At 62.3% G+C, this 13,919-nt stretch carries 13 protein-coding genes and 1 pseudogene; 6 read left to right on the plus strand and 8 right to left on the minus strand.

Going from position 1 to position 13,919, the window contains the following annotated elements; genetic code table 11:
- From VFL62_RS20835 to hydA, 6 genes and pseudogenes are all read right to left on the minus strand, one after another.
- A pseudogene (locus tag VFL62_RS20835) lies at nt 1-151 on the minus strand (ABC transporter permease); the annotation flags it as partial.
- A gap of 12 nt (nt 152-163) precedes the next feature.
- A complete protein-coding gene (locus tag VFL62_RS20840) occupies nt 164-1,783 on the minus strand; it encodes an ABC transporter substrate-binding protein (RefSeq protein WP_414644798.1) in 1,620 nt (539 codons plus the stop codon).
- 168 nt (nt 1,784-1,951) lie between these two features.
- Nucleotides 1,952-3,409 carry an NAD(P)/FAD-dependent oxidoreductase gene (locus tag VFL62_RS20845; protein WP_325174274.1) on the minus strand — a complete coding sequence of 486 codons (1,458 nt, stop codon included), beginning with the start codon at nt 3,407-3,409 and terminating at the stop codon, nt 1,952-1,954.
- On the minus strand, nt 3,399-4,160 hold the full coding sequence (locus VFL62_RS20850; RefSeq protein WP_325174275.1) for an SDR family oxidoreductase: 762 nt from the start codon (nt 4,158-4,160) through the stop codon (nt 3,399-3,401). The genes VFL62_RS20845 and VFL62_RS20850 overlap by 11 nt, the downstream gene beginning before the upstream one ends.
- A 1-nt stretch (nt 4,161) precedes the next feature.
- The gene (locus tag VFL62_RS20855) at nt 4,162-5,139 is read right to left on the minus strand and encodes an NAD(P)-dependent oxidoreductase (protein WP_325174276.1); all 978 of its coding nucleotides are present in this window, start codon (nt 5,137-5,139) and stop codon (nt 4,162-4,164) included.
- 35 nt (nt 5,140-5,174) lie between these two features.
- On the minus strand, nt 5,175-6,644 hold the full coding sequence (gene hydA / locus VFL62_RS20860) for a dihydropyrimidinase (RefSeq protein ID WP_325174277.1): 1,470 nt from the start codon (nt 6,642-6,644) through the stop codon (nt 5,175-5,177).
- A gap of 110 nt (nt 6,645-6,754) precedes the next feature.
- Between hydA and VFL62_RS20865 the strand changes: the two genes are divergently transcribed.
- Nucleotides 6,755-7,417, plus strand: coding sequence for an aspartate/glutamate racemase family protein (locus VFL62_RS20865; RefSeq protein WP_325174278.1), 663 nt, complete (start codon nt 6,755-6,757; stop codon nt 7,415-7,417).
- Here the strand turns inward: VFL62_RS20865 and VFL62_RS20870 are convergent.
- The gene (locus VFL62_RS20870) at nt 7,414-8,067 is read right to left on the minus strand and encodes a flavin reductase family protein (protein ID WP_325174279.1); all 654 of its coding nucleotides are present in this window, start codon (nt 8,065-8,067) and stop codon (nt 7,414-7,416) included. The genes VFL62_RS20865 and VFL62_RS20870 overlap by 4 nt on opposite strands.
- A gap of 9 nt (nt 8,068-8,076) precedes the next feature.
- Entirely contained in the window at nt 8,077-9,009 is a 933-nt protein-coding gene (locus VFL62_RS20875; RefSeq protein ID WP_325174280.1) for an N-carbamoyl-D-amino-acid hydrolase, read from the minus strand.
- A 515-nt stretch (nt 9,010-9,524) separates the two neighbouring features.
- On the opposite strand from VFL62_RS20875, the gene VFL62_RS20880 reads away from it, so the two are divergent.
- From VFL62_RS20880 to VFL62_RS20900, 5 genes are all read left to right on the plus strand, one after another.
- The gene (locus VFL62_RS20880) at nt 9,525-11,174 is read left to right on the plus strand and encodes an NAD-dependent malic enzyme (RefSeq protein WP_325174281.1); all 1,650 of its coding nucleotides are present in this window, start codon (nt 9,525-9,527) and stop codon (nt 11,172-11,174) included.
- Between the two features lie 157 nt (nt 11,175-11,331).
- Nucleotides 11,332-12,057, plus strand: a complete 726-nt coding sequence (locus VFL62_RS20885) for a phosphoribosyltransferase (protein ID WP_325174282.1) — start codon at nt 11,332-11,334, stop codon at nt 12,055-12,057.
- A gap of 85 nt (nt 12,058-12,142) precedes the next feature.
- Nucleotides 12,143-12,865 carry a CBS domain-containing protein gene (locus VFL62_RS20890; RefSeq protein WP_325174283.1) on the plus strand — a complete coding sequence of 241 codons (723 nt, stop codon included), beginning with the start codon at nt 12,143-12,145 and terminating at the stop codon, nt 12,863-12,865.
- A 124-nt stretch (nt 12,866-12,989) separates the two neighbouring features.
- Nucleotides 12,990-13,154 carry a hypothetical protein gene (locus VFL62_RS20895; protein WP_325174284.1) on the plus strand — a complete coding sequence of 55 codons (165 nt, stop codon included), beginning with the start codon at nt 12,990-12,992 and terminating at the stop codon, nt 13,152-13,154.
- A gap of 343 nt (nt 13,155-13,497) precedes the next feature.
- Nucleotides 13,498-13,752 carry a hypothetical protein gene (locus VFL62_RS20900; protein ID WP_325174285.1) on the plus strand — a complete coding sequence of 85 codons (255 nt, stop codon included), beginning with the start codon at nt 13,498-13,500 and terminating at the stop codon, nt 13,750-13,752.
- The last annotated feature ends 167 nt before the right edge of the window (nt 13,753-13,919 follow it).

Genomic DNA, 13,919 nt, shown 5'->3' on the forward strand with positions numbered 1-13,919 from the left:
CGGCATTGGGCCCGGACGCAAAGAACACGGCGGGGTCGCCGGGCAAAACCCGCATCAGGAGAAACGTAAAGACCAGCACACCAAAGAGCGCCGGCAGCGACGACATGAATCGCCGCGCCGCCCGCACCATCGTTGCGCCAAGGCCCTTCATCGCAAACCAGAGCTACTTGCGGCTGAGGTCGCGGTAATCGACCTGGCGATGGAATTGATAGGTATAGCCGTCGATCGATTTCGCCATCACCGCGTCCTGGCTCGGCTGCCAGAGCGCGATCTGCGGAATGGTCGCGGCGTGGATCGCATTCAGTTTCAGGCTCTCTTCGTCGTATTTTGCCTTGTCCGGTTCGAAGCGGGCTTGTTGGGCGAGCGCCGTGAGTTCAGGATTGTCGATGCTGGCGTAGTTCCAGCGCTGGTTGCCGGTGTAGAAGTTGCGGTAGAAATAGTCGGTCGATGGCAACCAGGCGACGATGCCTTCGGTGAAGAACGGCAGCTTCTTCTCGTTGATCTGCGTCGACATCTGTGCATCCGGCAGTTTCTGGATATCGACCTTGATGCCGATCTTCGCGAGCGATTCCTTGACCAGCGCCGCCATCGGCTCGGCGGTCGAGGCCTGACCGACGTTGAAGCTGAAGGTGGTCGAAAAGCCGTCCGGCATGCCGGCGGCCTTCAGATATTCCCTGGCCTTGTCCAGATCGAGCTTGATGGGTTGCGGGAACGGAAACGCGCTCGTGGTCGGTTTGCCGTCCTTCCATTCCGCGTTGAACAGCGGCGTGCCACGCCCGAACAGGGCGGCCTTGAACATGTCGTCATAGGGCAGCGCAAACGCGATCGCGCGGCGCACGTTGATATTGTCGAACGGCGGGATCGTGTTGTTCATCGAAATGAAGGTGACGGCGTTATATTGCGGCGTCGAGATCACCTTCAGCGTCCCCTTGCTCTCCAGCGACTGGACGTCGTTGGCCTGCAAATCGATGGTGATGTCGGCGTCGCCGCGTTCCACGAGGTTGGCGCGCGTCGCCGGCTCCGGCACGGTCTGCACAATCACGCGCTTGAACGCGGCGGCCTTTTCTGCCGTCCCGCGATTCCAGGCGTCATTGCGCTTCATGATCACCTGCTCGCCGGGCTTGAAACTCTCGATAACATAGGCACCGCTGCCCGCGGTGTGCTCCTTGAGCCAGGCGATCGCCCATGGGTCGTCAGCGGTTGCGTTGGCTTTCGCGACCTTGGAATTGATGATGATGGGATAGACAGTCGCGAGATTGGGCAGCGCCAGCTTGTCCGGCTTCGGCAAGGTGACTTCGAAGGTCAAGGGATCGATCACCTTGAACTGGTCGGCGCTGGTCATCGATCCCGTCAAGAGCTGCGCCTTGCCGAGCACGGGCGCGGTCACCGCGCGGTCGAGCGACCATTTGACGTCGTCTGCGGTGACGGGCGAGCCGTCCTGGAATTTGGCGTCCTTGCGCAAATGGAAGGTCAGCTTCAACCCATCGGGGCTGACGTCGTAGGATTCTGCGAGTTCGCCTGATATCTTGTCGAGATCGAACACCCATTTGCCGTTGAGCTGCTTGCGACCGAACGACACCAGACGGTCGTAGGTCGAAAGACTGACCGCGAAGGCTTCGCGGGTCGAGCCCGGCACGTTCGGATCGAGTGTGTTGACGGCAGCGCCGGTGACGTAGCGCAACGTCTCGGCGCGCGTTTGCGCCGAAGCCGGTTCCGCGCGAAGCGACAGCGCGAGGGCCGTGAACCCAAGCAACGTAAGACCCAAAATCCGACCCCGCATCATCTCAACACCCTCTGAATAAGCCCGGAACCCGCCCGAAAAGAGCGGCCTCTCTCATTGTGCATTTAAGCAAATTGCGCGCCAAGGGCCATTTTTCGCCTGCGTTGGTTCGCCACGACCCGGCTCGTGGTTTTTCACGCGGTTTGAGCCGGTTGCGGGCATTGCTGCTGATCACTGCGCCTGATTGACCCGCGGGATCACCGCCTGCGGCACATCATAGGCCCTGAACGAAGTCCAGTGCCGATCGAGGTCGGCGCGAAACAGCCCCCGGGTCAGGCCATGGACCAGCTTGGGGATCGCGGTCGTCATGGCGTTGATCGAGGAGCCGGACGGCCCGAAGCTCATGGTCGAAGCGAACGCAAACACGTGGATGTTGCCGATCCACGGCGTTACACCTGCAACGCGCTCGGTGAGCGAATAGTCGTCGGCAAGATACGGATAGCGGCCGAGCCGCGGGCTCTGCTCGTCTTGCGGCGGCCGGTAACGATCGGCCCAGGTCGCAATGTTGCCGGCGAAATGTTTCAGCTCAGGGCGCGCGGCAAAATCGATCTCAGTGCCGGCGCCGCTGATGACAAGATCCGCGCGCAATGCGCCGCGCGGCGTGCGCAATTCGATCTCGTCCTCCACCTCACGCGCAGCCTCGATCGGCGAGCCCTGGTGCAGACGAAAATTTGGAAATCGCGCACAGCGGTCATACGTCGCTTGCGGGAATCCTTCCCGCAATTCGAGAATGGCGCGCATGAAGCGCCAGCGCCAGAGATCGTCGAGATCGCAGAAGTGCCGCAGGAAGCCGCGGAAGGTCAGCCACCGATAAGGCTGAATTACCTGGATTTCGGCGCGGCGGCACAATAAGTGCACGCTCGCCGCGCCTGCCTCGAGCGCCATCGCGGCGTTATCGAACGCCGTCGCGCCGGCGCCGATCACTGCCACGGTTTTCCCGGCGAGTGCCGCGAAATCGATATCGTCGCAGGCGCGAACCACCCGCCTTGGGGACAAATGCCGCAACGGTTGGGGGATGGTCCAGTCGCCCATGGCTTCCTGGCCGGTCGCGAGCACGATCTTGCGCGCATAAAGCGTTTCGCTTGCACCGCCGCATGCGATGGTCGCCGCCAGCAGGTCGTTTCCGGCCGGCGCGATTTCCAGCAACTCACACCCGTTGCGCACGGAAAGGCCGGCGGCACGCCTGAACCACAGCAGGTATTCGGCCCAGCGTTCACGCAGGATCAAGTCCAGCTTCTGCCAATGCTCCTTGCCGAACCGGGCTTCGTGCCACGACTGATAGGTGAGGCTCGGCACGTCGAGATCGGGCCCGGTAAAATCCTTCGGGCTCCGCAGCGTGTGCATGCGCGCATAGGACAGCCACGGGCCTTCCTGGCCTTCGGCCGCCTTGTCGATAACCAGGATGTTGGTGACCTGCGAGCGTTTCAGGCCGAAAGCCGTAGCGAGCCCCGATTGTCCGCCACCGACGATCAGAACATCCAGCGCAGGCTTGCCATCCGGTCCAATTTTCGGCTCGAGCCAGGGCGCCGACGGATGCGCGATCTTGGCGAGATCGTCGCGCACCTGGGCTTCGAGCGTGGCCAACGCCTCGTCTGCGTCCAGATTTCGCGGATTTGGCTCAGGCGGCAAGCCAGCCTCCGTCGACCGGTAGAACGGTGCCGGTCGTGAAGGATGACGCATCGCTGGCGAGAAAGAGCGCGGCTTCAGCGACTTCTTCCGCCTGGCCGAACCGCTTCATGGCATGGCGATGACGCGAAGCTTCGCGCGCGCTTTCCGAATCCGCATGCCGGGCAAAACTCCGCTTCAGCATCGGGGTCTCAATCGCGCCCGGCGCAATCGCGTTGACGCGGATGCCGTCGCCCGCGAAATCGACCGCCATGGTCCGGGTCAGGCTGATGATGGCGCCCTTGGCCGCGATATAGGCACTGTTGCCCTTGCCGCCGGCGATCGCGAGTTGCGACGCGACCGTGACGATCGAACCTTTTGCCTGACGCTGCATCTGCGGGATCGCCGCGCGCGCCCAAAGCCAGGTACCGCCGACGTGGGTGCGAAACACCGCATCCCAGTCGGCAGGATCGGTCGTGATGACGGTGCCGCCACAGGACCAGCCGGCAGCCAGCATCAACACGTCGAGACGGCCGTGCCGGGACACGACATCTTCCACCGTCGCCTCGGCGAACGCGAGCTCCCCGACATCGCCGTGATAGGCGGCGCCTTCGGCGCCGAGCGCGCGAATGGCATCGAGCGTCTCCCGTATGCCGGCGTCATCGCGATCGACCAACGCGACGAAGCCGCCTTCGCGGGCGAACAACACCGCGCTGGCGCGGCCGATACCCGAGCCCGCACCGGTCACGATGGCGACGCAGTCTCTCAGCCGCATGTCACATCCCCTCTCCGTGGCGGAGCCACCAGTCATGCAGGTCTTGGGCCGAATCCGCGCAGCCAAAGCGCGCCCGCCAGCCGAATTCCTCCGCCAGGCGCAAAGTCGAAAGCGGCGCACGATCGGCATCGCTATGCAGATTAACATTCGGCGTTTCGCCGGGGCCGGCGAGACGACAGACGAGACCGGGATTGAGATCGGCGAGGTGCCGCCCCCATTCGAGCGCGGTCCACTCCTGCCCGGTCGAGATGTGGTAGAGGCCGTGCTTCGGTTTTGCCGCCTCGACCAATACCGTCACGGCGTCGGCGACATCGGGCGCATAGATCCAATCGCGCATGCCCGGGCGGGGCAGCACCGCCTGTTTCCGTTGCCGCAGAGCCGCGACGATCTGAGACTGCGGGCTCATGGTATCGCGCACGCCCGTGGCGTACTCCCATGGTCCGAACACACCGCTCAGTCGCACGCTGACAAGATCCGCACCCCACAGCGCGGCCAGCCGCGCCACCACGCGTTCGGACGCGTGCTTGGTGATGGCGTAAAGCGAAACCGGTTCACACGGCATCTCTTCGTCGAGGAGCGCATGGCGGAATGCGGCTGCGCCAAATGCCGACCCGGACGACAGATTGATGACCCGCCGCACCCCATGACGATGCGCGTCCGTCAGAATCGGCACTTGCGCCATCAGGTTGACTTGCAGGATCGACTGCGGATCGACGGCCTCGCGCGCCGCGCCCGCCGTAATGGCTGCGCCGAGCACGATCGCATCAAAGCCGCGCGCGATGACCTGTTCGATGGCGCTCCGATCCGTGACATCGCCTGCAATGACGCTCAGCCGAGGACCAAACGCTTCGAACTCTTTCGCGGCCGCGCGAGGCAAGCTGCCGCGATCGAACAAGGCCACGGCATGGCCCCGCGCCAGCAAAGCGGACGCGATATTGATCCCGACGAAACCGGTGCCGCCAAAGATCAGAATGTTCAATGCCGCAAGCCCCCGTGCTTCAAGGTCGACAATGCCTAGAGCAATTTCGCGCCGAAGTTGGTCTCCGGATTCATGTCCGCGACCAGCCGCCCCGTCGGCTTTGCCGCCTCACCGCCGGCGCGTGCCAGGAATTTCCCCGATCCCGCATTCGCCATCCGCTTGCCGTCCGCAATGACGGTCCGGCCCCGCGACAGCACCGTGACCGGCCAGCCCCGCAGCTTTCGTCCGGCGAACGGCGTATAGCCGGTCAGATCGTGCATCATCGCGTCCGACAACGTGACCTCGCGCGAAGGGTCCCAAATCGCGATGTCGGCATCGGCGCCGATCGCGATCGAACCCTTGCGCGGATGCAGGTTGTAGATTTTTGCGGGTGCCGTCGCGGTCAGCTCAACGAATTTCTCTAGACCCAAACGTCCCTTCGACACCATCGCGTCGAACAGAAGTGGCAGCCGGGCTTCCAGCCCCGGCAACCCATTCGCCACTTGCTTGAAGTTCGGATTGGGGCCGGCGCGCAACTTGCCGGTTTGATCGAAACGGTAGGGGGCGTGATCCGACGAGATGGTCTGGAGATCGCCGAGCGCGAGCGCCTGCCACAGCGCTTCCTGATCGGCTGATGTGCGCGGCGGCGGACTGCACATCCATTTCGCGCCTTCGGCGCCGGGCTTGTCGAGATCCTCGGCCGTGAGAAACAGATATTGCGGACAGGTCTCGGCAAATACCTTCAGCCCCTCCCCGCGCGCCTGGCGGATCACTTTGGCGCCTTCGGCGGTCGAGACATGAAAGATCATGATCGGCTGGTCGACCAGCGCCGCCATGCCGATCAGGCGATTGAACGCATCGGCCTCGGAAAAGCGGGCGTGACTGATCGAGTGATATTTCGGATGGGTATAGCCGCGCGCCAATAACCTTTTGACCATCCAGGCAATGATGCCGTGGTTCTCGGCGTGCGCGCACAGCATCGCGCCGGATTCGCGCGCCGCCACCAGAATGTCGAGCAAGGGCTCATCGTCGATCTTCAGCCGGTCGTAGGTCATGAAGATCTTGATCGAGGCATGGCCTTGCTTCACCAGCGCCGGAATGTCGTGGGCGAGTGTCTCCGGCGTCGGATCGGCAATGATCATATGAAAGGCGTAATCGATCACTGCGCCCTTGCGGGCGAGCGCGTGATAGTCGCTCACGACTTGCGGGAGGTGCATACCGACGTGCTGAGCCGCGAACGAGATGACGGTCGTGGTGCCGCCGAAAGCTGCCGAGGTCGTCGCGCTTTCGAAGGTGTCGGCATTCATGATGCCCGCCGCCGAAAGCTGCTCGATATGGGCGTGACTATCGACGCCGCCAGGCAGAACCAGCTTGCCGCGCGCGCCGATCTCATGTCGCCCGGCCGGCAGATTGCGGCCGACGGCGGCGATGGTCTCGCCGGAAACGCCGACATCCGCCTCGAAAACGTCTGACACGGTCGCCACGCGTCCGCCGCGGATCACGAGGTCATAGACGGGATCGGCCATGAAAATTCTCCGGAACAGAAACGCGAGATCGGGTTGCGTAAAACCCGCATTCGAAACCTTGCAAACTATGCTAAGAGCTGCAAGCCATAGCTGGTTTGCAAGGAAGAGACATGTCCCGCCCGCGCATCCTCGTCATCAATCCCAACTCCAACACCACCGTGACCAAGGGCTTGGAGGATGCGCTGAAGCCGCTCAATTTCGCCGACGGGCCGGAAATCGCCTGCACCACTCTCGCCGAGGGCCCTTATGGAATCGAGAGCCAGGCCGACGTCGATAGCGTGGCGATGCCGCTGCGGCGGCTGATCGAACGCGACAACAGCGCGTCCGCCTTTGTCATCGCCTGCTACAGCGACCCCGGCCTGCATGTCTGCCGCGAAGGCACCGACCGGCCGGTGTTCGGCATCGCCGAATGCGGCGTGCTGACCGCGATGACGCGGGCCGAAACCTTTGGCGTCATCGCCATCGCGCAACGCTCGATCCGCCGGCATCTTCGTTATCTGCGCCAGATGGGACTGATGGATCGGCTGGCCGGCGAACGGCCGCTCAATATGAGCGTCGCGGAGACCGCCTCCGGCGAAGGAACCCTGGCCAAGATGATCGAGGTCGGGCGCGCCCTGAAAGAAGAGGACGGCGCCGGCGCCATCGTCATGGGCTGCGCCGGCATGGCGCGCCTGCGCCGCGGCCTCGAAGATGCACTCCAGATTCCGGTGATCGATCCGACCCAGGCCGCTGCCGCCATGGCGCTCGGAACCGTGCAGCTTTCGCGGAACTAGTTTCCCTCCTGGGCTTCGGTATCGAGGCGCGCTGTCCACTCCGCGTGGGTCTCGCGAACCATGGTGAACGGCTCACGCTGATAGCTATAGAGATTGCCGAACAGGCGGCCGATCGGCCGATACGCGGCGAAGTCGACATACATGGTCTGGGTGTCGAGCAAGCCTTCGCGCGCATGAACCCGCAGCACTTCGCCCACCATCAGTTGGCGGCCCGGACCAAACGCCAGCGAAACTGTGCGTTTGCATTCCAGCGCAAACGGCGCTGCCGCAAGGCGCGGCACCTTGACGTCGACCGAAGGCAGAGTAGCAAGTCCTAGCGTGTCCACTTCGCTTTCGCCGGAAGGAAAATCGACGGCGCAGTCGTTCATCGCTTTCGCCAGCGCTTCGTCCACCATCTGGACCACGAATTCACCCTCGCGCTCGATGTTGCGCGTGGTGTCCTTGGGTGTGCGATCGGGCTTGTGCTGAAGGCCGAGCACGATCAGTGGCGGGTCTTCGGAAAAGACATTGAAGAAACTGAACGGTGCGGCGTTGACGGCACCGTTGACATCGAGCGTCGTCACCAGCGCGATCGGCCGCGGCACCACGACGGCGCAGAGCAGCTTGTAGCGATCCTGCCGCGATAGATCCTTGAGCAGAAATCCTGACATCGGATCAGCTCAACTTTCCGGGGGCGGAACGGCGCCGACCCGGCTCGTGATCAACCCATAATGCTCAATGCGCCGGTGCCGGGCAAAGTCGAAGATGGTCTTTTTGCCGAAAACGGTCGCGTCGAGGTCGCAAGGGTGAACCAGCAGTTCGTCGCCTTCGGTCTGGGCCTCCGCGACAATCTCGCCGTTGGGATCGACGATCAGGCTGCCGCCGATCAGCGGGAAACCGTCCTCGACGCCTGCTTTGGCGACCGCAACGACCCAGGTGGCATTTTGATAGGCCCCGGCCTGAACGGAGAGGCGATTGTGAAACAGCCGCTTTTCCGGTCCCTCCTCGCTCTTCTGCGAATTGACCGAGGGCGTGTTGTAGCCGAGCACGACCATCTCGACACCCTGCAAGCCCATCACGCGATAAGTTTCGGGCCAGCGGCGATCATTGCAGATCGCCATGCCGAAGATGCCGCCCAGATTGCGCCAGACCGGAAAGCCGGTATCGCCCGGCTCGAAATAGCGCTTTTCCAGATGCTGGAAGGCCCGCTCCGGATCGAACTCGGAATGGCCGGGCAGATGCGTCTTGCGATATTTGCCGACGATCTTGCCGGACTTGTCGGTGAGGATGCAGGTGTTGAAATGGTGGCCGTCCGGCGTCAGTTCGGCATAGCCAAAACTCATCGCGATTCTGTGCTCGGCGGCACGCGCAAACAGCGGGGCGGTGGCCGCATTCGGCATTTCGCGCTCGAACCAGGCATCGACCTCCGCCTGATCCTCCATGTACCAACGCGGGAAAAACGTCGTCAAGGCCAGCTCCGGATAGACGATCAGATCGGCACCGCGGCGCTTGGCTTCATCCATCAGCGCGATCATGCGCGGAACGACAGCCTGGCGGCTCTCGGCACGCTGGATGGGGCCCATCTGGGCGGCCGCAACATTGACAATACGCATCGACTAGAGCTCCGATTCCGAAGTTCGTAACCTTTCGCGGCGACCTCTGATACGAACTTCGGAATCAAAGGAGCTCCAGCAACTTATTGGTTCTAGCGCGGCTTTGAGTCTGAAGCTCCTATGACCCACGCGCGGCCAACCTAATAGGAGCTGCAAATTCGTCGCACTAGCTTTCCGGTTGCTTTTATTTCGCGCTGCAATGAACAAAAACCGGGCACGTTTTTGCAGCGCAATTCTGGTCATCAAGTCATAGAATCGTTTTGTTTGGAGTCAATTCGGATCAAGACCGAACATGTCCCGTCATGGCTGCCCTGACGTGATGACAACATCTGCGCGTTCATGTCCCGCCATGGGCCAACGGCCGGTGTTGCGTTCGGCGGTAAATTCTGGTCAATGCAAACCGATTGCGGAAGAGAACCAAATGGTCTCAATGTTCGCAAAGTGGCTGCCTGCCGTTCGATCGGACGGCGAAAGCCAAACGAGACAAAAAAGCTAAAAGAGACGGGAGAGGAAACATGACCGCGCCAGTCCGGGCAATGCCGAATTCGAAGACGATGGACCCTCCGCGTGGGCTGGCGCTGCTGCGCGATCCGCTCCTCAACAAGGGCACGGCCTTTACGGAAGCCGAGCGCGACGAACTTGGCCTGCGCGGCTTTTTGCCGGCCCATGTGCTCTCGATGGAGGAGCAGGCGACGCGCGTCCTGACCAATCTGCGCAGCCTGCCCAATGATCTGGAAAAATATATCGCGCTGAACTCGCTGCACGATCGCAACGAGGCGCTGTTCTTCCGCGTCGTCTGCGACAACATCGATGAAATCCAGCCGCTGATCTACACGCCGACGGTAGGCCTCGCCTGTCAACGTTACGGCCTGATTTTCCAGCGCCCGCGCGGCATGTTCATCAGCGCCAATGATCGTGGGCGCATCGCCGAACTGCTCAGCAACTGGCCCTATGAGGCCAAGCTTATCGTCGTCACGGACGGCGAGCGTATCCTCGGCCTCGGCGACCTCGGCGCGCATGGCATGGGCATTCCGGTCGGCAAGCTGTCGCTTTATTCGGCTTGCGCGGGCATCCATCCCGAAAACTGCTTGCCGATCGTGTTGGACGTCGGTACCAACAACCAGGATCTGCTCAACGACCGCTATTACATCGGCCTGCGCCAGAAGCGCCTGAGCGGCCAGGCCTACGATGATTTCGTCGATGAATTCGTTACCGCGGCCCGCAGCGCCTTCCCCGGCGTGCTGATCCAGTTCGAGGATTTCGCCAATCACTCGGCATTCCGTTTGCTTCACAAGTACCGCGACGATATCCCGGTCTTCAACGACGATATTCAGGGGACCGCCGCCGTGGCGCTGGCCGGGCTGTTCTCCGCGCTGCGTATCCGTGGCGGCAATCTTTCCGAACAGCAGATCCTGTTCCTGGGGGCCGGCGAAGCCGCAACCGGCATCGCCGATCTCATCGTCTCGGCGATGATGGCTGAAGGCCTTTCCGAAGCTGAAGCGATCAAGCGCAACTGGCTCGTGGATTCGCGTGGCCTCGTCGTCAAGGGACGAGCCGGCCTCACCGAGCACAAATTGCGTTACGCCCACGACCACACCCCGCTCGATGATTTCCTGACCGCAATCCGCACGCTGCGACCAACCGCCATCATTGGCGTCGCGGCCGTTGGCGGCGCCTTCACGGCGGAAATCCTGAAAACGATGGCGGAGATCAACGATCGGCCGATCATATTCGCGCTCTCCAATCCGACCTCAAAGGCGGAGTGCTCGGCGGAGGAGGCCTATCGCTACACCGACGGCCGGGCTCTGTTTGCCTGTGGCAGCCCCTACGATCCGGTCCAACTCGACGGCAAGACCTTCGTGCCGCGACAAGGCAACAACTCCTACATCTTCCCCGGCGTTGGGCTCGGCGCAGTCGCCAGCGGATCAAAGCTCGTCACCGACGAGATGTTCATGGCCGCCGCCCATACGCTCGCTTATCTCGTTACGCCGGAAGACATCGAGCAGGGCAGCCTCTATCCGGCACTACCGAGAATTCGCGAAGTCTCGGCGCATATTGCGTCCGCCGTCGCCGGCGTGGCCTACAAGCACGGTCTTGCCACGACGCCGAAGCCGAATAACCTGATGGCCTTCATCGAATCCCAGATGTACGACCCGCAATATTGAATACGTTCGCATTGCCGCTCTCGCGGCAGGAGCTGATACCGGCCACGCCGCGCTGGTCTTGGCCGCCCGCCAGCCGCTATCATTGGGATTGCCGATTGCACCGCCGCGGCCTTGCGGCGGACATTCGATTATCACTATCCAATGATGCGGCGGTGCCGTGAGCCTGAACGAGACCTATACCGAGCCGACCACCGCCTACTGGCAGGAGCTGACGGCCGGGATTCCGGCCCGCTTCAGCGCCTTGCCACCGTACCGCTTCGGCTATCCGGCGCGGCTGCCATGCGGACGCTTTCTCGTTCTGCCACTACGCCGATTGCCGGAGGGCGATCGCGCCGTCGCCTCGCTCATCGCCAACCAGGCGGCCCATTCCGTTGTCGCAGCCCTGGCCGGCCATATGGCGACGCAGGCGCGTACACTCGGCGCCGAGATCATCGTCGGATTGCCGACGCTTGGCCTGGCCTTTGCCGCGTTGGTGGCCGAGCGGCTGGGACAGCCGCGTTACGCCCCACTCGGCTACTCGCGCAAGTTCTGGTACGACGACACGCTTTGCGCACCCGTCAGCTCCATCACCAGCCCGGAGCCCGGCAAGCAATTGCGCCTCGACCCGAACCTCAAGCCTTTGATTGCGGGTCGGCGCGTGGTGCTGGTCGACGATGCGATCTCGAGCGGCTTGACCGCGCTCGCCGCAGTGCGTCTGTTGCAAAAGACCGGCGCCGAGGTTGCAGGCATGGTCGTCGCCATGAAGCAAACCAACCGATGGGAAGCGACGCTAGCAACCCTGCCGACACCGCTTGCGGTTCGCGCCGCCTTTGGATGTCCGCTGTTTCAGCGCGGCGAAAACGGCTGGATACCCCTCACTGAAACGCAGCCCAGCGTTCCCTGAGCCCCATGGGCGGGTTGCGGTAGGTCAAAACGCGATCGGCAAACCCACCTAGGGTGGCCCCATCGATTTCTCGCGGAGGCATGCCATGCGCGCTCATCACATCATGACGAAGGACGTCATTACCGTTACGCCACACACATCGATTGAAGAAGCGGCCAAGATCATGCTTCAGACCCATGTCAGCGGCCTGCCGGTCATGGATGATACCGGCAAGCTGGTCGGCATCGTCTCGGAGAGCGATTTTCTGCGCCGCAGCGAAATCGGCACGGGACGCAAGCGACCGGCCTGGCTGCAATTCCTGGTCGGCCCGGGCCGAGCCGCCGCCGATTTTGTCCACGAACGCGGCCGCAAGGTCGAAGACGTCATGACCGAAGATCCGATCACCGTGGACGAACAGGCCCCGCTTGAGGAACTCGTCAGGCTGATGGAGAAGAAGGGCATCAAGCGCGTGCCCGTCCTGCGTGGCAACACGCTGACCGGAATCGTTACGCGATCAAACCTGCTGCAGGCGGTCGCGAGCATGGCGCACGAGATCCCGGACCCGACGGCGGACGACGACCATATTCGTAGCCGCCTCACCCGCTTGGTAAATGCGACGGATTGGCGGCCGATCGGCTTTGAGGTGACCGTCCGTCACGGCGTGGTCCATCTCCATGGCATCATCACGACGGACAAGGCCCGCCAGGCCACCATCGTCGCCGCTCAAAATACCGCCGGCGTCAAGGAGGTGCACGATCACCTCTGCCTGGTCGACAGCTATTCGGGTTTCTACGTCGAATCCCCGGAAGACATGGAAGCCGCGCGATAGGCGGCTGCGGACTTCGAAGAATATCGGCATACCAGCGATGGCGTTCTGGTGGCCCATTTGATTCAGATCAAATGGGCCACCAGAATTTTGCCCAATCTTGGTTCCTCAACGTTTGGAGGACCAAATGCCCATGGATGCCATTCTTGTCGCGACTGGCGTGTGCGTCATTTTCCTAGTGTTCGCATTCGTCGTTGCCTGGGCCGATCACACCACCAGCAAGTGGATCAGCGAGCGCACCGCCAAGCAAGCCGCGGCAGGTACGCAGCCGCCCTACCACGAGGCGGCCTGACGGAAGGGGACGTTGCGCGGAATGCGAACACGCAATCTGCGCAACCGTTTGGAGTAAAGATGACCGATCAACGGCGCTGGCGTCCCGTCTTATTCGACTGCCCTCGGACAGGTCAAAAGGTCCAGGGACTTGTGGCCGAAGAAGCGTTCAACTCCGAGAATTTGAGCCATGAAATGGTTCATTGCCTCGCCTGCTCGGAAAACCACTTCATCGATTTGAGGCGCGGGCCTTCGTCCAAAATTGACTGGCGCTGATCGCTACGCCATAAAGCCGATATTGCCAGGATATCATCTTTACGGGCGCGGATCGGCTCCATTCGCGGGCCAGCGGCGCGAAAGCGATAATGCTGACCGATTTCGATCAGAACACGATCGCCAATATGACGGCGGCATTGGAATATGTCTGCAACCGCATCCCCGCGGAAAAGGATGCTTCCAATCTTCGCAAAGAAATCGGCGCCGCCATGATTGAATGCGCCAATCGTGGAAAACGCACGTTCGTTGATTTTCAAAAAGCCGGGATGGATGTCCTGGCTGACGTCCTTCGGCCGCCGAAGTTCGACTGGTTCGGGCTGGGCCGGTTGTTCCGGCGCCTTTAGCCGTAGCCCAAGTTAGCCCTCCCTCAAGCCCCGGCGCGTCGCTGTTTTAGCAAAGGAGCCGCCGGAGGCCGCTTGGGCCTCCGCCTGATCCTGGTGCGCGCGATCAGGCGTTGAGCCGATTGAGCGCCGGACGATTGCGAAGCTGGATGCGGCGCGAGGTCTCAAGC

Source organism: Bradyrhizobium sp., from assembly GCF_035701725.1.
Classification (GTDB): Bacteria; Pseudomonadota; Alphaproteobacteria; order Rhizobiales; family Xanthobacteraceae; genus Bradyrhizobium.